At 55.8% G+C, this 17,774-nt stretch carries 14 protein-coding genes, 1 tRNA gene and 1 pseudogene; 15 read left to right on the top strand and 1 reads right to left on the bottom strand.

Going from position 1 to position 17,774, the window contains the following annotated elements:
* The first annotated feature begins 158 nt into the window (after positions 1-158).
* From IVA74_RS09370 to IVA74_RS09340, 7 genes are all read left to right on the top strand, one after another.
* Positions 159-443, top strand: a complete 285-nt coding sequence (locus IVA74_RS09370) for a hypothetical protein (protein WP_247342021.1) — start codon at positions 159-161, stop codon at positions 441-443.
* Between the two features lie 384 nt (positions 444-827).
* Entirely contained in the window at positions 828-2,141 is a 1,314-nt protein-coding gene (locus IVA74_RS09365; RefSeq protein WP_247342187.1) for a DUF2130 domain-containing protein, read from the top strand.
* 55 nt (positions 2,142-2,196) lie between these two features.
* Positions 2,197-2,272, top strand: a tRNA-Ile gene (locus tag IVA74_RS09360).
* Positions 2,273-3,251: 979 nt separating this feature from the next.
* Positions 3,252-3,983 (top strand): reverse transcriptase domain-containing protein, encoded by a 732-nt coding sequence (locus tag IVA74_RS09355; protein WP_247342019.1) that lies wholly within the window; start codon positions 3,252-3,254, stop codon positions 3,981-3,983.
* A 56-nt stretch (positions 3,984-4,039) separates the two neighbouring features.
* Positions 4,040-4,222 (top strand): hypothetical protein, encoded by a 183-nt coding sequence (locus tag IVA74_RS09350; protein WP_247342017.1) that lies wholly within the window; start codon positions 4,040-4,042, stop codon positions 4,220-4,222.
* Positions 4,223-4,640: 418 nt separating this feature from the next.
* On the top strand, positions 4,641-6,050 hold the full coding sequence (locus IVA74_RS09345) for a toll/interleukin-1 receptor domain-containing protein (protein ID WP_247342014.1): 1,410 nt from the start codon (positions 4,641-4,643) through the stop codon (positions 6,048-6,050).
* On the top strand, positions 6,047-7,594 hold the full coding sequence (locus IVA74_RS09340; protein WP_247342011.1) for a hypothetical protein: 1,548 nt from the start codon (positions 6,047-6,049) through the stop codon (positions 7,592-7,594). The genes IVA74_RS09345 and IVA74_RS09340 overlap by 4 nt, the downstream gene beginning before the upstream one ends.
* A 74-nt stretch (positions 7,595-7,668) precedes the next feature.
* Here the strand turns inward: IVA74_RS09340 and IVA74_RS09335 are convergent, their stop codons facing one another.
* Positions 7,669-10,095 carry a DNA topoisomerase gene (locus tag IVA74_RS09335; protein ID WP_247342008.1) on the bottom strand — a complete coding sequence of 809 codons (2,427 nt, stop codon included), beginning with the start codon at positions 10,093-10,095 and terminating at the stop codon, positions 7,669-7,671.
* Between the two features lie 97 nt (positions 10,096-10,192).
* Between IVA74_RS09335 and IVA74_RS09330 the strand changes: the two are divergent.
* The 8 genes and pseudogenes from IVA74_RS09330 (at position 10,193) to IVA74_RS09300 (ending at position 17,546) form a co-directional block, all read left to right on the top strand.
* Positions 10,193-10,439, top strand: a pseudogene (locus IVA74_RS09330) (hypothetical protein).
* Between the two features lie 147 nt (positions 10,440-10,586).
* The gene (locus IVA74_RS09325; protein ID WP_346730929.1) at positions 10,587-10,904 is read left to right on the top strand and encodes a DUF2130 domain-containing protein; all 318 of its coding nucleotides are present in this window, start codon (positions 10,587-10,589) and stop codon (positions 10,902-10,904) included.
* A 227-nt stretch (positions 10,905-11,131) separates the two neighbouring features.
* Positions 11,132-11,329, top strand: a complete 198-nt coding sequence (locus IVA74_RS09320) for a helix-turn-helix domain-containing protein (RefSeq protein ID WP_247342004.1) — start codon at positions 11,132-11,134, stop codon at positions 11,327-11,329.
* Positions 11,326-11,451: a hypothetical protein gene (locus IVA74_RS40925; protein WP_256467593.1), complete on the top strand. Its 126-nt coding sequence runs from the start codon at positions 11,326-11,328 to the stop codon at positions 11,449-11,451. Before IVA74_RS09320 ends, IVA74_RS40925 begins: the two co-directional genes overlap by 4 nt.
* Positions 11,448-13,238: a DEAD/DEAH box helicase family protein gene (locus IVA74_RS09315; protein ID WP_247342001.1), complete on the top strand. Its 1,791-nt coding sequence runs from the start codon at positions 11,448-11,450 to the stop codon at positions 13,236-13,238. The genes IVA74_RS40925 and IVA74_RS09315 overlap by 4 nt, the downstream gene beginning before the upstream one ends.
* Positions 13,193-13,873 (top strand): restriction endonuclease subunit S, encoded by a 681-nt coding sequence (locus IVA74_RS09310; RefSeq protein WP_247341998.1) that lies wholly within the window; start codon positions 13,193-13,195, stop codon positions 13,871-13,873. Before IVA74_RS09315 ends, IVA74_RS09310 begins: the two co-directional genes overlap by 46 nt.
* Before the next feature lie 7 nt (positions 13,874-13,880).
* Positions 13,881-16,496, top strand: a complete 2,616-nt coding sequence (locus IVA74_RS09305) for an AAA family ATPase (RefSeq protein ID WP_247341996.1) — start codon at positions 13,881-13,883, stop codon at positions 16,494-16,496.
* 276 nt (positions 16,497-16,772) lie between these two features.
* Positions 16,773-17,546: a metallophosphoesterase family protein gene (locus IVA74_RS09300; protein ID WP_247341993.1), complete on the top strand. Its 774-nt coding sequence runs from the start codon at positions 16,773-16,775 to the stop codon at positions 17,544-17,546.
* The last annotated feature ends 228 nt before the right edge of the window (positions 17,547-17,774 follow it).

Raw genomic sequence — 17,774 nt, 5'->3', positions numbered from 1 at the left:
GCGAACTCGATGTGGCTACGGCGATCTACTTCCGGTCCATCGTTTTCTTGCCAAACAATCCCGTCCTCCTCGAACCGGTGAGCGATGGCCAAATTGAGTAGGGTATTGGAGCGGCCTTCTTCGGCCCGCTCGACTAGCCCTTCCTGGACGTCAATTTCTTGAGCATCGACCTGCATTCGATGTGTGCTCACATCGAAATTTCCGAGCACATACCCAGGAATTGTCGCCGGGTGACGCGGTCCGGGATCGGCTGCATTCTCGTCGAGCAGCATGTCGACATGGTCTTGGACTTTGCCGACGATGTTCTCATTCTCGAGCGTGGCAGGCCGGTATTTTGGAAACAGCGAATGAACTTAGGGAAGATCCCACGATGCTTTAATCAAGTGATCGGCTTTGAAAAGACGCCACGGCAGGGAATGGATTGCTTCTGGGCAGTAGGATGAAGCACATCCGAATAGGGTGTACTTTGTCAACGCCGGTAATCATGCGTCCGGTGCGATCTGCTCGTCAATCAGTAGACTGGCACCCCCGCCGCCCAGGCCCACTCTCGCGCAATTTCGCCGACCCGCCCGATGAGGTCTTAATCCGACTCCATTGCGCATCTTACGCGCACGAACTTCCAGAAGAGGACACGTTCAAATTGAAGGAGCCGCAAGCTATTGATTTCACGAAAAATATTTATGCGCATAACATAGATTATGGAATATTTCGACGGATCCGCACGTTCGTCCACAGGTGGAAATCCCATGTGGACACCCACATTCCGCTCTGGCGCCGACACACCAATACGGTTCAATCGCGACTCAGCGACGAATGAGATCAACGCGATGAGCTTCAAAGCGGCAGCCACGAATGGCGCATACGAGCCTACCTTACATTGTCCGAACTGCAATCACGAAATTCGACTGACGGAATCGCTTGCCGCGCCGCTGCTCGAGCAAACCCGCCGGCGCTTCCAGGAACAGCTCGCGGGAAAAGATGCTGAAGTCGCGCGCAAGACTGAGGCGCTCCGTCTGGAACGCGAACAGCTCACCAAGGACCGCGAGGCGGTCGAAGACGAGGTCGCGAAACGATTGACGGCCGAACGCGAGCGGATTGTCGCTTCTGAAGCCAAGAAGGCGCGCGAAGCCTCTGCCACGGAACTATCAGCGAAAATTAATGAGGCTGCCGAGCTCCGTCAGCTTCTGGAGGCGAATAACCGCAAGCTGGCCGAAGCCCAGCAGGCTCAGGCTGAACTTATTCGCAAGCAGCGCGCGCTGGACGATGAGAAGCGTGAGTTGGACTTGACCATCGAAAAGCGCGTTCAAGCGTCCGTTGCAACGGTTCAGACCAAGGCCAGGCAGGAAGCCGACGACGCTGCCAGGCTTCGCGTTGCCGAAAAGGATCAAACGATCGAGTCGATGGCACGTACGATCGAGGAACTGAAGCGCAAGGCGGAGCAAGGTTCGCAACAGGCCCAAGGCGAAGTCCTCGAATTGGAACTCGAAGAGCTTTTGCGCAGCCGTTTCCCAACGGATATCATAGAACCGGTCGGCAAAGGCGAGCTTGGCGCCGACGTCATCCAGCAGGTCAACGGCGCCGTCGGGCAGCCGGCAGGCATAATCCTATGGGAGACGAAACGTACCAAATCGTGGAGCGACGGTTGGCTGGCGAAGCTCAGGGATGACCAACGGCGGTCGGGCGCCGACGTATCGCTCATCATCTCGCACGCGCTACCCAAACACATCGAACAATTCGATCTGATGGATGGCGTGTGGGTCGCTCATCCTCGGTGCGCCCTCCCCGTTGCGGTGGCGCTGCGTCAAGCGCTGCTCGACGTATGCGGCGCACGGCTCGTGCAACAAGGACAGCAGACAAAGATGGAGCAGGTCTATGACTATCTGACCGGCACCAGATTCCGGCAACGTGTCGAAGCGGTCATCGAGAAATTCAATGACATGAGAGACGACCTGGACAAGGAGCGCAAGTTTATGGGTCGCCAATGGGCTAAACGCGAAACACAGATTGTATCTGTGATAGATTCGACCGTCGGGATGGTGGGCGACCTCCAAGCGATAGCCGGCAAGTCAATGCCTGAAATTCCCAGTTTGGCGCCTCCGTTGCTAGAAGCCGGTGATCCGCCCGATCGCAAAGCGAGCTAGTTTTCACTAGACGATCGCCTCCCTTCCCTGCCGCGTCAGCATGACGATTGGGAACGGGCCTGTAGCTCAATGCTTAGAGCCGGCCGCTCATAACGGTCTGGTTCCTGGTTCGAGTCCAGGCAGGCCCACCAATAAAATCAATTACTTGCAGAGACGGTCGACTTTGCCGCGGACCGCTTCGCGGACCGTTTGACTGTCGCCATTAACCGGGTCAACGCGTTCAAAGCAACTGCGCTCATAATCGCTCGCTCGATCTCACAGCAGCACTCACGGAGAATCCTAACTGCTTCGAAAGCTGGCGGCAGCAATCGCGCTTTCCGAAGATGGGGCATCACGTCGTGTCGGTCACTTCGCGAGCGGTGGGTGCCGAGATGGCGCTGAGTGCGCGCGAAGCTCACAACTCACCCAAAGCAGTCAAAGCGAGTAGTGAATGGTCGGTCTGAAGCTCCGGCTGACCACGCCCGAACGCGTCGTTTCTGTGGGATAACTATGTGGGTAGGTGAGCGGATGTTCAAAATAGCATCCCGCGAAAGCCATCAAGTGCGAAGGCGTTGGGGGCAGACGCAAGGGCCTGATTTTAGATCCCCTCCGAGTGGAAAGACAAGCCCACCAAGACCCACGGAGTGTGCGAATCATACCATCAAATTGAATCGCAGTCCGGGGACCCGCAACTTCGCGGGCGAAGTCTCGCAAACGACTGGCCACCTGATGCTACTGAGGGGGACGCCTTGCCCCTGTGCCGGAGGCGGCGCGCTATCGTCATTTCGCGCGTCAACGCCGCGATCTTGACAGGTTCCGCCCCCAACCCCACCTTAACGTTTGCTGGCGATATCCTACGACCTCCGCTCTGTGGCGTAACGTGACGCTACATGACTTCAGACCCTATGCGCCTTGACGTATCGTAATGGTACGACGGGTGAATATTGTCTCGGTTGACGGCTCCGTGTTCACGGGGTCGTAGTTTGCCAGCAGAGACAGGAGACGTGCAATGAGGAGAAAATCCAAATTCACGCGCCTTGCTCGCGAGATACTCGGGCTCGCTCTGTTAGCTGTAAAGCTGGCAGCGGCGATCTGGGGCCTCGTGAGTAAGGCCGTTGACTGGACCGCGTCATGTATCAAAACTTCAAATGGACCTGGCAGCGCAAAGGGAAGCACATTTTCGCGCCGTCCAAAGATGCAGATCGACGCGGGCAAGAGATCATTGATTTTTGCGACCGCGCGGTAGACTTCCCGCTCTGTTTCTATCATTACCGCAAGGGTGGTCACGTCGTCGCTCTCCACGGACACCTGCGAAATCTGCTTTTCTTCAAAATTGATATTCAAAATTTCTTCTATTCAATTTCTCGCAACCGTATCGCAGCCGCCCTTCATTCCGCAGGATTCCCTTGGGCGCGTAACTTTGCAAAATGGTCGTCTGTTCGCAGTCCTTACGCTATAGGACCCCGATATTGCTTACCAATCGGCTTCAAACAGTCGCCTGCCCTCGCCAGCCTTGTTCTCATGCGCTCGCCTGTCATGGCGATCGTAACTCGCGCCGAACAAGCCGGGGCTTTCGTGTCGATCTATCTGGATGATCTCATCTGCTCAGGGAATGATGAAGCGGTGCTTCAAGAACTATACACCGGGTTTCTCGTGGCTTTCGCAGAAGCGAACCTCGCGCCTAACCCGGGCAAGCTCGTACCACCTATCGACGAGCTCGTTGTTTTCAATTGCGAACTGCGGAATGGGTTTGCACGCGTGACGCAGGACCGGATCGACGAATATTTTGCAGAGCCGCGAACGGCTGCATCCCAAACATCATTCGCGGCTTACTGCGCCAAAGTTTCAGAAGCCAACGTATAGTCGTAACGCCTGTAGCAGGAGAACTGAACGTCACGCGTGCCGACAGTGGCGTCCCCATGAAGAGCACGGTCAAATGTGCCCGCACACGGCGTCCCGATCTGCGAACGAAAAATGCGCTTGTGAAAGCGGCCTACAAACGAGGCGGGGTCAATGCCGCGATCAAGAAAGGCATGCAACTCGGCTACACCAAACTCGCAGGCTTCGACATGTGCAGGCGATGGATCAAATTCGAGCCGTGACGCAATGTGAAAACACCTCAACGCAGGGGGGCTTACTCCACTGGGACCTATCCCGGTACCATCTAGTGATCGCGACGGAAGTCAGCCGAGCTAACCATTGAGTTTATGATGCCCATGGACGGGATGCACTTACAATGCCTGACGCCGTTGAAAACGCTAGAGACTCTTTAGCCCAACCTGGAATTAATTTCCCGTGTTGTTGCTCCGCGCCGCTCCGCTAACGCGCTGACCTTTTGCAAGCCATACCGGTATCTCAGTAGTATCAGACAGTTACATAAATTTTTTGCACGACGTAACTCGTCATTACTTTCTTCTGCGGCAGATGATTGGCAAATGGAAATGCTTGTGTGAATCGCCCCAGATGGCAATCTTCAGTTGCGTGTACGATAGCAGCTAACCGAATCGGTCCGGGGGAATAGTGGAAGAACGCGTTGCTCCATCAACTCAGTCTGTCGGCGCGCCGGTTGAGCGGGACGTTATCTTTCTCAGCAAAGCGACGCCGGGCGACGATGAGTTCGCGCTTTGGCTTGCACCAAAGCTGGAGGCGGCAGGGTATAAAGTTTTCGCCGATATCCGCACGCTTGAAGCAGGTGACCGTTGGCGCAACATCATCACCTCCACCCTACAAAACCAATCGTGCAAGATGCTTCTGTGCTGTAGCAACGAGACGCTCGCAGCCGGTGGCGTACAGGAGGAAATCGAAATTGGCCTGGACCTTGTCAAGGAGCTTAAAGACCCTCGATTTGTCATTCCGCTGCGGATCAGACCGTATAGGAAGCTATTCGGAATTGGTGGACTGCAGTATATCGATTTCGTTCGTGGATGGGCCGAAGGTTTAGACAAGTTGCTGGATGTCCTTAAACGCCAAAAAGTGCCCTGCCGAGACGATGGCGGTGTCATCCAACCAAGTTGGGAAATCCATAGACGCCTCGGTGCCGTTACACTGAAGGACGAACCGGAGCGTTTGACCTCGAACTGGCTCCGAATTTCCGAAGTGCCCGACGTTATCAACTATTTCGAGCCGAGCGGGGTTATTGATCGTGACGCGCTCGGAAATGTCGCACCAACAAGTCCGTTTCCTGTCGCGCTCATGCAGCAGGGTTTTGTAACTTTTCAGACGTCAGACGAAGTGGCCGCTGTTTTTGGTGCCGTTGGCCGCTTCGTTCTAAAACATCAAATTCCGCTCGTGGAGTTCGTGGAACACGGATGCGCCGCCGTTAACATCAAACGGCAAGACGCATCAAACGTCGTGCACTCTATGCTGCGCCAGGCGTGGGATCGGTTTTGCCAGAAGCGGGGATTGCTCGGATTTCAATACTCTAAGGGGGTGGGGTTTCATGTTGGCAAAGACCAAATCCCCGTCGGAAAGAAAATTCCGTGGGGAACGCAGGGTGAGCGGCGTTCGTCTATGCTTCGGAATATTGCCAAGGGCCACGTATGGCAATTTGGCGTTTCTGCAATTCCGTCCTTTTGGCCGTACCCCCACTTCAAACTGAAATCCCGCGTTTTGTTTGCGCCCGTCGTGGATGGTGAGGCCGATAGCCCAATGGACGACGCAAAAAAGCAGCATCGGCTGCGTCGCACGGTCTGCAAGGGGTGGAGAAATCGGCAATGGCACGGTCGGCTTCTTGCATTCATGGAGCTTCTTTCAGGAGAGGCTTCGTCTATTTCACTTGAATTGGCGGAAGCGGCTACGGTCCGAGTTGAGGCCGCGCCATTACTTTTCTCTTCGCCCGTCAGCACAGTCCTTCCAAAGTCGATGCAAGACGAGGATGAAGAAGTCGATCTTTCGACCCTCGGCAGACCCGAGCCGGAGGATGAAACGTGACGAACTTCCCAGAGCGTTCCCTTCAAGTCCTACATTTCAATGAGCCGTTGCTTGAATTCAATTTCAAGCAGACAACGCCGCATCCGAAGGATGGCCTTTTTCTCTACGGGCCGCACGAGAAGGCCAAGAAAACAAAGGAAGTGCGCGTCGGTGTGATAGGCACGCCAGCGGGCATCAATTATTTTCGAAAATGGGCGGCCTTGTTGAAGAAAGGTATACCCGTTCCCCCGCCGGGCAAAACTGAAAAGCAAGACAGGTTACATTTGGCAAATTTCCCGGGCCTCGAAGAAGCCTTCGGGATTTCGTTGAATGAAACCGAGTTCGTAGCATATCCGCTCGACTTGAAGGTTATTGATGCCGCTACGCGCATTCTCAATTTGCACGAAGCGGTCAAAAAGGTCGTAAAGCTCTATGCTGATCGAACCAAGAAACACCGAGAGAACGACGAGCGAGCGGTCGATCTATGGATTCTCGTAGTTCCAGAAATCATCTTTGATCGGTGCAAGCCGAACGCACGTAGAGCCGGTTTGAATTTGGAGTTTGGGGATTTCGAAAAGAGGAAGAAGAACCGGTCTGACCTTCCGCTTTTGAAGGAGGTTTTAACGGAAGAAGACGTTTTCGACGACGCGCCAGATTTCCATCGTCAGGTGAAAGCCGAGTACTTAACTTTATCCCCGACGCAAATCGTGCGTGAAACCACGATTGCTCCCGACGAGTTTAAAAACAAAGCGGGCTACCCGCTTCGCCGCACCCAAGACGCCGCTACAATCGCGTGGAATTTGGCAACCGGACTTTATTACAAGTCCCAACCGAAGCCGCCTTGGAAGCTTTCCGGCATCCGTGCGGGTGTTTGCTATATCGGTCTTGTCTATAAAACGTTGCCCGGCAACGTGGCCGATCACTGCTGTTGTGCGGCTCAAATGTTTCTGAGCGAAGGTGATGGCGTCGTGTTTCGCGGTGCAAATGGCCCTTGGAAGAAGGGTGATTATGATTATCACCTGAGCGCCACGGCGGCTACCGATCTCATCAACAAAGTGGTAGGCACCTACAAAGACCTGCACGGCTGCGACCCCCAAGAGCTCTTCATCCACGGGCAAACGTATTTCAACGAAGAAGAATGGAAGGCGTTTGAAACTGCTGCACCCGCGACGACAAATGTCGTGGGCGTTCGTATTCGTACAACGTCTGGCGAAACGAAATTATTTCGTGATGGGGATTATCCGGTTCTTCGCGGAACTGCGATGCTCCTGGACGACAAAAGCGCCTATCTTTGGACCAACGGCTATATTCCGCAATTGGATACCTACATCGGGCCCGAAACTCCAAATCCGCTGTTCATTACCGCTCTTAGAAGTAAGGCGAAGATGCCACTGCTGGCGACAATTCTCAGCGATATAATGGGGCTCACAAAAATCAATTACAACTCATGCAATTATAATGACGGCCTACCTGTAACCGTGAGGTTTGCGAAAATGGTTGGCGAAGTTTTGACAATGGGATCAGCAAAAGGCGCAGATCGTCAACCGTTCAAATATTACATCTGAGGGGCATGCCTGTCGTGTCGATTTGCCCTTCATTGTATTCCAAAGGAACAGCCCATTTTGTACAGACCGAAGCATTACAGCCACCCCCGTGCACCGAACGCAGAGAGATCAACTCCAGGCGGAGCATACCATCCATCGGACCCATAACGGGCACCGAGCTTCACAGCGATCTCCTTGTTGCCATACGGAATCCGCAGTGGCGTCCTGCTCGAATTGCGTGAAACAGAAACCGCCAAACAGGAATCGGCGTCAACTTTTCGTTTGCGAGACCTCTTTGGCGGCGTAGCCGGATGTGCCGCCGACCCAACCGTCCTGTTGGAGGTTTTGCGATTAACGTTGCGGCGTTTTTTACCTCGATTTGTATCGATCCATGCGGACATTGCGGCCGAGTTGACCCTCGCATCATCGGGTATGATTAGTCCGTTCCCCTGCGCCAGCTTCTTGGCGTACAACAATTGTGCAGGACTGACCGGCTTAGGATCGAGCTTACCGGCCGTCTCGACTGCGGACTTTTTAGGCGCGTTTTCGCTAAGGAATTTGCGACAGATCGATATCGATGTCTTATAGCCAGGCGGTGGTTTTATTCCCTTTTGCCGGACGAGGCTGTCAGCAAACCGCTTCATCGCAGGCGTCGGTGGATACGTTCCAGTGCCGTTGTCCCCTGCGCTGCAAAGCAAAGACGGCACGCCTGCGGTAGCCCCTTCCTTCAGCTTGCTAATAATGCGCTCGGCGACACTGCATACGGCGTCAATCGCGCCGACCATCTCCTGTTTGCCTACAACGACCTCATCGAGCAGGCACTCAAGTTGCGCCGTCACGCCCGGATCGACTAGCGCCGGATCTGCTTGTTTGAGAACGCCGAACAACGACAGGCCAGTCTCGGTCGGCGCAATATTCTTTCCCTGGCCAATCAGGAAACCCTGCTTCTTCAGCCCACCGATGATCTCAGCCCGAGTCGCAGGCGTGCCAATACCCTTCGCTTCCTTTAGGCGATCACGCAGAACCTCGTCATCGACGAAACGCCAGGCATTCTGCATTGCCTCGATCAGCGTGCCTTCGTTGTAACGCGGCGGCGGCCGGGTCTCCTTGTTCTCAATTTTGGCATCTTGCAGTCGCGCGGTCTCGCCGTTGCGCAGCGGCGGCAGCAATTGCGCCGCATCGCCCTTTTCGTCGGCGGGCTGCCACTCCGGAAATGCTGCTCGCCAGCCGAGATCAACCGGCTGGCGACCGGCGGCGCGGAATTCGAAGCCGCGTACATCGAGCGTTGCGGTTGTCTGCCGGTAGCGGAAGTCAGGCATCAGCGCTGACAGATAAGCACGCGCGATGACATCAAAGAGTTTCCTCTCGTCAGACGACAGACGAGGCCAGACCTCCGGCAGTTTGTCGATGGTGTTGACATTGGGAATGACGGCATGATGGCTCGCACCCTCAAGCCCTTTGTCGTAGAAGGTGCCGCTCGCACCTCTACGAATCACCGGCGGCTCGGGTAAAGGGATCGTGCTGAACGATTGGCCCACCCGCAGTCCGGCTATGATTCGCGGTACGTCCGGCATCAAGTTTTGCGGCAGATAGCGCACTTCGGCACGGGGATAGGTGACAATCTTCTTGCCCTGGCCGTCATACAGCTCCTGCGCCACTTCGAGCGTTTTACTGGCTGACCAGCCGAAGCGCGAGCCGCAGAGTTTCTGCAACGATGGCAAATCATGCAGCTTGGGTGGCCCTTGCCGCTTATCCTCGACGCGCACGGCAAGCGCACCCTCGAAGCCTTCAGCCGCTTTGACTACGTCCTGGGCAATTTCGCGCTTAACAATTCTGTCCTGCGGCGCGTGGCGCATCTGGAATTGCCCGCCCGCAACTTCCGCGCTGGCGACAACTTCGAAATAGGCAATCGGCACGAAGTTCCGGATTTCCAACTCGCGCTTGCATACAATAGCTAATGTCGGCGTCTTTACACGACCAACTCCAATCACTCTTCGCGCGCCTTGTCCCAGGATGACGGTTGCAGTGCGTGTGAGTGACAGGTTGTAAATTTGATCGGCCTGTCGGCGCGCAACGGCGGCGGCGTATAGGCGGGAGTATTCGGTATTAGGTTTTGCACGACCGAATGCGTCGCGGATGGTCTGCGAATCCTGCGCTGTGAACAGCACCCGCATCACCTGACCGCCATACTCGTAATGCTCAAGAATTTCCTGACCGATAAGCTGACCCTCGCGGTCGCAATCGGTTGCGAGCCAAACTCGCTTGGCAGTGCGCAACGCCTCGCGAATGGCCTTGAGCTTAGCGGCCTTGTTGCCACCCTCTGCCGGGCGCGTTCCGTAAAGACCTTCAGGCCGTAGAAGTATCGGCGACCACCGCTTCCAGGCCGGAACAACGTCCTCCGGTTCGAGTAGATCGAACAAATGGCCCTCTGCTGGAAGAACATCACCGTAGCGAGAACCAATTGCGGCGCGGACGTCTTTGGCCTGGCTGGTTTTCTCGGTGATAACGATCTGATCAGCCATGACGACCCACTCGGGAGGAGGTATTTAACGCGCAATTGACAAAAGAACATATAGAGAACATTATTCGCCGGTCAGGTCAAGCAGTTGGAGTCAGGCCATGGCTGAGGTCACCTATTTTGTCGCGCTGCCGTTCGTCGCCGCCGATGACGGCATTGCCGCTGGCGAACCCACGGAATGTTTCAATCCAAATGCCGCTGTAATGCGCGCTGAGGCGTTATCGCGCAAAGAAGGTCATGTCTGCAGTCGCCTTTAGCCGCACTGGTGACCCTGCTACCGGCGATTTCGGCGATGCCAAGGTGATCAGAAAATTCGGCGACGTGCCGGATGATTTGAGTACGCTGTGACTCTTCAATTCATCTGCGCTGAGATCGAAAGGCTGCACCTGCAAATTCGTAGGCAGCAGAACGAGGTCTTTACGCTTCAACGTTGGGCATTGGTATTGCGTCGGCGGAATTGTTGCTGGCACGGACGCAGGCTTCTGTGGATGCGCTGTGTATAAAGCGCGACAAATTGGTTCGCGAAAAGCGCATTGTGCCACTCTGCACGAACGACAGCGATGTGATTCACTGAGGTTGATCGAGGGGAGCTATCGTGGCGAACGAGGAAGCCGGGTTGACGCCATCGTCGAAGCGTTCGTGACCATGCAGGAAGATTTGCAAGAAGAGCGTCGATCAACCGAGCGGCGGTGGGCAAAACGCGAAAAGACGATTCAGCGGGTTATTACCAACACTTCTGGCATGTATGGCGATCTTCAAGGATTAGTCGGGTCCTCGCTAACAACCATCCCGGCCCTCACGTCAGGGGATTAACGGCTCATCCTGGTGCAAGCTCAAGGTGTGGCAAGCGAACCTGCCCTCCGCAAATTTCCACGATCTCAAACCATGCGGCCAAGACGGCTGCTGCACGGCCGATTGACCCCCGAGCATAGAGCTTAGGAACCCCAGGTTTCTCCTATTATCTCTTCCTTTCTCTTGCTTTCTCTTGTTTTCGCTCAATTTCTCTAGGAATTGACCGGACCGACCCATATAGTTCCCGAATGGCCGACGACATTCTGACAATCCGTGAGGTTGCTGAGCTTCTTAAGATCAACGAGAAGACTGCATACAAGCTGGCCTCGGCTGGCAAGATTCCCGGTTTCAAGGTCGGCGGATCGTGGCGCTTTGAGCGCCAGGAAATCGCAAGATGGATCAAACGGAAGGTTGAGGAGCAGCAAGGGGGCAACGGGGACGCATGAATGCCGTCGAGATCGAGGGAGCCATATCGGCCTTTGCCGAGCAGTCGTTCGTCGGCGAGGAGTTCCGGCTACGCGGTGAGAGCGCCTATAACATTCGCGCGGCCGGAAAGAATGCGAAATGACGAACGAGGCCGATACTTGCCGAAAATTCGTCGTCCCAAAGTTGCAATCGGCTGGGTGGGATAGCGAACCCCATTCCATCGCCGAACAGCGCACTGTCACGGACGGGCGCGTCATTCCCGTGGGCAAAGGTTTTGTCCGCAAGCCGCCCAAACGGGTGGACTATCTTCTGCGCTACACGCGAGACTTTCCGCTTGCCGTGGTCGAGGCCAAGGCCAGCTACAAGTCCGCAACCGATGCCGTGCAACAGGCGCGCAGCTACGCGGAAATCCTCGGCCTCAAATACGCCTACGCCACCAATGGCATTGAAATCATCGAAATCGACTACTTCACGGGGCAGGAAAAGCGCGTCGCGGATTTTCCAAAGCCAGAGGACCTCTGGCAGCGCTATCAGGCGGGCAGCGGGATCAACACGCCCGAACGCGTGGATAACCTGATCGCTCCTTACAACATGGTCGGCGGCAAGCCGCCCCGGTACTATCAGCAAATCGCCATTAACCGGACGGTCGAGTCCATCCTTGCCGGAAAGCAACGCTTGCTCCTCACAATGGCGACTGGCACGGGCAAGACCATCGTTGCCTTTCAGATTTGCTGGAAGCTCTGGTCAAGCCGCTGGAACAGAACCGGAGAGCATCGCAAGCCGCGCATTCTCTTTCTCGCGGATCGCAACATCCTCGTCGATGACCCCAAGGACAAGACGTTCAGTCCCTTCGGCGACGCCCGCCACAAGATCGAATCCGGCGAGATCGTCAAAAGCCGCGAAATGTATTTTGCCATCTATCAGGCGCTGGCCGAGGATGAGCGCCGGACCGGGCTTTTCCGCGACTACCCGCCTGACTTCTTCGACCTCATTATTGTCGATGAATGTCACCGTGGAAGCGCGCGGGACGACAGTTCATGGCGCGTCATCCTTGAGCATTTCAAACCTGCCTATCAGCTTGGCATGACGGCCACGCCATTGCGCGAGGACAACCGGGACACCTACCTCTATTTCGGTAACCCGATTTACGAATACAGCCTTCGCCAAGGAATCGACGACGGTTTTCTCGCGCCCTACCGCGTGCATCGCGTCGTCACCCAATGGGACGCCGCCGGATGGCGGCCAAGCAAGGACGAGGTTGACCGCTTTGGCCGCGCGATCCCCGACGACGAATACCTGACCAAGGACTTTGAGCGGGTCATCGCCTTGCGCGCGCGCACACAGGCCATCGCCCACCATCTGACCGACTTCCTGAAAAAGACGGATCGCTTCGCTAAAACCATCGTGTTCTGCGTCGATCAGGAACACGCTTCGGAAATGCGCGAGGCTCTGGTCAATCTCAATGCCGACCTTGGGGCGCAGTATCCTGACTATGTGGCGCGCGTCACCGCCGATGAAGGTGTTATCGGGCGCGGCCACTTGTCGAAATTCCAAGACCTCGAAACCAAGACGCCGACTATCCTCACATCCTCCCAATTGCTGACCACGGGCGTGGATGCGCCAACCTGCAAGAATGTTGTTTTGGCGCGCGTCGTGGGTTCGATGAGCGAGTTCAAGCAAATCATCGGGCGCGGAACGCGCCTGCGCGATGATTATGGCAAGCTTTCGTTAAGACGCGCGCTTTTCGTCAGCAAGTCGAGGCGCAAGGCTCCACAAACTATGCTGCCATTCGCCCCGATGATGTTCTCGGATACGAAATTCCCCTTCCGCCACTCGACCAGCAACGCCGCATCGTCTCTCGTATCGAGGAGTTGGCGGAGCGAGTGCAGGAGGCGCAACAAGCAAGAATACATGCAGTCAACGAGCTAACGGCTCTCCACACGAAGCTGCTTTTCTCGACATTCGAAGCTGTCGCTAACTCAAGCACCGCGATTGGTGCGGAATTTGTCGTGACAACCGGGGGCACGCCGTCTCGGGCAAATTCTAGCTACTGGGGCGGGTCGAATGCATGGGTCAGCTCAGGGGAAGTGGCCTTCCGCGACATCATCGACACTCGTGAAAAGATAACTGATCTTGGCCTCAAGGAAAGCAACGCGAAAATCTATCCTCCTGGAACCGTATTACTAGCGATGATAGGTCAAGGAAAGACACGTGGTCAGTGCGCAATTCTTCAATGCGCTGCCGCGACCAATCAGAATGTCGCTGCCATACATGTAACCAAGACGATTCATTCGCCGCGCTACGTATACTGGTGGCTGCATGCTAACTATAAAACGAGTCGGTCTACAGAGACCGGCACGGCTCAGCCAGCCCTATCAGCAGACCGCGTGAAGCGAATGCTCATTCCACTACCTGAGCGTAACCGACAAGACCAAATTGTTTCCCAGCTCGACGCCCTTCAATCCAAGCTCAACGCGGTGAGAGCACTTCAAGCCGAGTCTGCCACAGAGTTAGATGCCATGCTCCCCGCGATTCTCGACAAAGCGTTTAAAGGGGAATTGTAGAAACAACATGAGCGCTGTAACGACGCCCGCTCCTTTGACCGAAAAGGCTGCGCTCACAGACCTCGTAACATGGGCTGAGAAACGCCCTGCGTGGCGAAGAGACGCCCTTCGTCGGCTGGTCACAGGTGAAACACTCGACGATCAGGCGATTGCGGAACTTACAGAGCTTTGCCTTGATCCCACGCGCACCCATACGCCGATATCGCAATCGCATATTGTGGCCGAAACCAGCGCGGCGGAGCCGATTTCACTTGTTTCGATAAAGAACCCCACCGCCATCAACGCGCTTGCCAGCCTGCAGGAGCTATCCTTTAAGCCTTCTGGGCTGACGGTGGTTTACGGCGATAACGGCTCGGGAAAGTCCGGCTATGTCCGTGTCCTGAAACACGCATGTCGGTCGCGGGATGAGAAGTTCGCAATCCACAGGGACTTGGAGGACAAGACCGACACGCCGCAGTCTGCCGAGATATGTTTTGCACGGGGCGCGAACACTGAACAATTCAATTGGACGCCTGACGGCGAACCGCACGGCGACCTTCCATCGGTCAGTATTTTTGACTCTCGAAGCGCAAGCATTCATGTCGAAAGCACCAACGAAGTAGCCTATATTCCCCGGCCAATGCGTTTGCTGGAGGCGCTCGCGGAAACTTCCGACCGCATCAAAACCGCACTCGACGCCAGGATTGCCACGCTTAAAAATCAAGTGCCGCTTGCGATTTCAAACTCCTCGTTGAGCAGAGAAACGGCTGCTGGCAGCTATGTCTTTGGGTTAAGCGCAAAGTCCAACATTCCGCAGCTTGACAAGCTCGCCACGTTTAGCGATCAGGAAACCATTCGCCTCTCCACGTTGGAAACCGACTTCGCTCAAAACCCGAAGCGCGCCGTGGCGCGGCTTGAGAATCAACGTGGTGAGGTGGAGCGCATCCAGACGGCCCTCCAAGCTCTTATCGGTGCTACGAATGCGGCGGCGTTCGCCGAAATCAATACGCTGCGAAAGACCCACAGCGATGCCGTGGAAGCCGCATCGGTAGCTTCGCAACAGCTATTCGGCGCATCGCCGTTGCCGGAAGTAGGCCAAGCCGCCTGGCAGAAACTATGGGAGGCCGCGCGCACCTATGCGGACGCCGTAGCCTATCCCGGCAAGACATTTCCTTCGGGCGAACCGGATACGCTTTGCGTGCTTTGCCAGCAGCCCCTTAGCGCGGACGCAATCGCACGCCAACAGACATTCGAGTCCTTTGTAAAAAGCTCGACGAAGGGTGACGAAGTGGCGGCGCGCGCGAAGCTGGACGCTACGCTTACACAGTTGAAAGGGCGGATGCTGTGCGTTGGCGATATTCTGAAATCCAGGAACTTTCTCGCAACCGAGATCGGCGATGCGTTGCTTGCGCAGCAAGTTCGTCGGGCCTTTGTCGTGGTGCTCTGGCGGCTTCGGGCGATGCTTAGGGCATATGGCGAACCTAAGGCACTTGGCGCTGATCCGCTCCAGGCGCTTACGACCTTGGCAGCCGATCTCAAAACGCGCGCCTCGCATCTTTCCGCCGATACACAAAGCGACGACTACAGGAGACTGAAATCCGAATACCTTGAACTCAAGGAGCGCGCCGCGCTCGCACCGCTGCTTCCGGACATCAAGGCTCACATAGCGCGCCTCAAGAAAATAGAGTCGATAAACACCGCGCTGAAGGCGACCGCCAAGAAGCCGATCACCGACAAGAACAAGGAACTTTCGGATCACATGGTGACGGACGCGCTGCGCGGTCGATTTGCGCGCGAGATCGGAAAACTCAAACTGTCCAGAATGCCAGTTGAGCTTCGGAAGGAGAAAGATCGGCAGGCCGTATCGTATTTTCGCGTTGCGTTGGTGGAGAATCCGAACGCCAAGGTCGGCGAGATATTCAGCGAAGGCGAGCATCGGTGCGTAGCGCTTGCCGCGTTCCTTGCCGAACTGGTCACGGCGCAGCGTTATTCCGGTATCGTTTTCGACGACCCAATGTCATCGCTTGACCACGTTCACAGAGGCGCGGTTGCGTCACGGCTAGTTGAGGAAGCGGAGCATCGCCAAGTCATCGTATTCACGCACGACCTTGTGTTCCTGTACGAGCTTCGTCGTGAAGCAGAGAAAGCAAACCGACCCATCGCTTTTCGCAATGTCAGGCGTAGCCAAGATAAGCCTGGCTACATCGAAAACGAGTTGCCGGATAAGGCCAAGTCGGGCCTTGAGATGTGCAATTCGCTGCGATCCTCGCTCAAATCGGCAAAGCCGAACTTTGACAAGTTGACCGATACTCAGCGCACTACTTTCTGTAAGGGTACTATCGGTCAACTGCGCGATGCTTGGGAGCAAGCGATTTCCGACTACGTCCGTCCGGTACTCGAAAGGTTTGACAACAAGGTAAAGCCGACTTCGATCTTCAAGCTCGGCATTCTCACCGAGGACGACGTGGGGTCTGTAATGGCAGCCCAGGGTAGGCTATCTGAAGACCTCCATTCCTCGGCACAGGCGTTGAACCCTGAGGCCGTATCGCTTGATGATCTGCTTAATGAGGTAAAGGCTCTGGAACAATGGATTCAGTCTATCCGTGATCGGCAAAAGAATGCGGCAAGACCTGTGCTGAGGTGAGTTTGGTGAGAGACTGGTTCATCGATAATGCCATTCGGCCTCCTCCCCTCGCGTTACCTCCACGGTACTTAATGCGCTCAAATATCATCGAGGAGAGCCGTGCCACACTCGATGCTTTAGCAGATGCGTGCGCCTTCGCTCGGGAGTATTCCAGCTCCAACAGGCCGGTACGGTGGCAAACTCTTCAAATAACAGATGGTCCATTCCCCGGCTTCATTTTGGACTCGCCTGCGTTGCGTGACGCCCTGAGCCAGGCAAAACGACTCGGACTTCTAGGTGAACGTCACGCCAACGAAAGCCTTTCCCCTCCAGACGAAGTCAACGTTAACCTTCGCGATTGGAGACATCCACGGATGCTTCGAGGAGCTTAGGTCTCTGCTCGACGCCTGCCGAAAGGCCGCGGGCGAGATCGAGCACGATTTCCTCTTCCTGGGCGACTACGTCGATAGAGGACCCGCCTCCGACGAAGTGATTACCTGCCTGATGCGAGAACAGGCCAGCGCCCCGTCGCGCTTCCGCTGTCTCCTGGGGAATCACGACCACATGTTTTGCCTCGCCGCGGATCGGAGCCGCTCTGATGCCGACCTCATTCAGTGGTGGGCGAACGGCGGCGAAGAGACGCTGGATGCTTACGGCATAGATGACCCCTCCGATCTCCCGGCGGAGCACCTCGCATGGATGAGAGCGCTGCCTCTTCAAGTTCGCGACGAGCACAGGTTGTTCGTTCATGCCGGAGTAAGACCCGGCGTTCCCTTGGAGGCCCAGTCCAAAGACGACATGTTGTGGATACGTGAACCGTTTCTGTCCTCAAGGCTGTGGCACGGCGCGCTTATAGTGCATGGCCATACGCCGACGGAAACGCGTGCTCCCGACGTTCAAGCCAATCGCGTCAACCTCGATACAGGAGCCTGCTTCGGTGGACCTCTCACCGCAGCGGCTTTTGGCTCGGTCCAGCCAGGCCCGCTGTTCTTTGTCAACAGCGACGGCTTGAAGTTTGAGCTGCGATCCGAGCCCACAAGAATGCGAAGCCCCAACAGCCAGGTGCGCTGAAAAGTCTCGCACTTGATACACTTCTCACCTTATGTTCACAGTTGAACCGCCAACGTGTCCGCTCGGTCAAGTACCGCGCGACATAGATTCATGTTTATGTTCACAGTCGAACTAGCATTACAGTTGCAGTTTTTTGAGGTGGGCTTTGCGCGCGTTGGCCTGATGAGCCCTGCGCCAGGACGACCATGCGAGGATATAGGCGTGCGGGATGCGCCGCTGGGTTAGCTT

Source organism: Bradyrhizobium sp. 132, from assembly GCF_023074185.1.
Lineage (GTDB): Bacteria > Pseudomonadota > Alphaproteobacteria > Rhizobiales > Xanthobacteraceae > Bradyrhizobium.
Note: the sequence above shows the minus strand (reverse complement) of the source record. Positions and strands in the feature narration are given on the sequence as shown.